At 51.1% G+C, this 548-nt stretch carries 1 rRNA gene; it reads left to right on the plus strand.

Annotation, left to right across the window (positions count from 1 at the left end):
- Positions 1–548: ribosomal RNA gene (locus tag AC1RP7_RS27905) — 23S ribosomal RNA — on the plus strand; the annotation flags it as partial.

Raw genomic sequence — 548 nt, forward strand, 5'->3', positions numbered from 1 at the left:
TGATGCGGTAGAGGAGCGTTCTGTAAGCCTGTGAAGGTGAGTTGAGAAGCTTGCTGGAGGTATCAGAAGTGCGAATGCTGACATGAGTAACGACAATGGGTGTGAAAAACACCCACGCCGAAAGACCAAGGTTTCCTGCGCAACGTTAATCGACGCAGGGTTAGTCGGTCCCTAAGGCGAGGCTGAAAAGCGTAGTCGATGGAAAACAGGTTAATATTCCTGTACTTCTGGTTATTGCGATGGAGGGACGGAGAAGGCTAGGCCAGCTTGGCGTTGGTTGTCCAAGTTTAAGGTGGTAGGCTGAGATCTTAGGTAAATCCGGGATCTTAAGGCCGAGAGCTGATGACGAGTGTTCCTTTGGAACACGAAGTGGTTGATGCCATGCTTCCAAGAAAAGCTTCTAAGCTTCAGGTAACCAGGAACCGTACCCCAAACCGACACAGGTGGTTGGGTAGAGAATACCAAGGCGCTTGAGAGAACTCGGGTGAAGGAACTAGGCAAAATGGCACCGTAACTTCGGGAGAAGGTGCGCCGGTGAGGGTGAAGCA

This window comes from Pseudomonas sp. GW822-FHT01E03 (assembly GCF_058802985.1).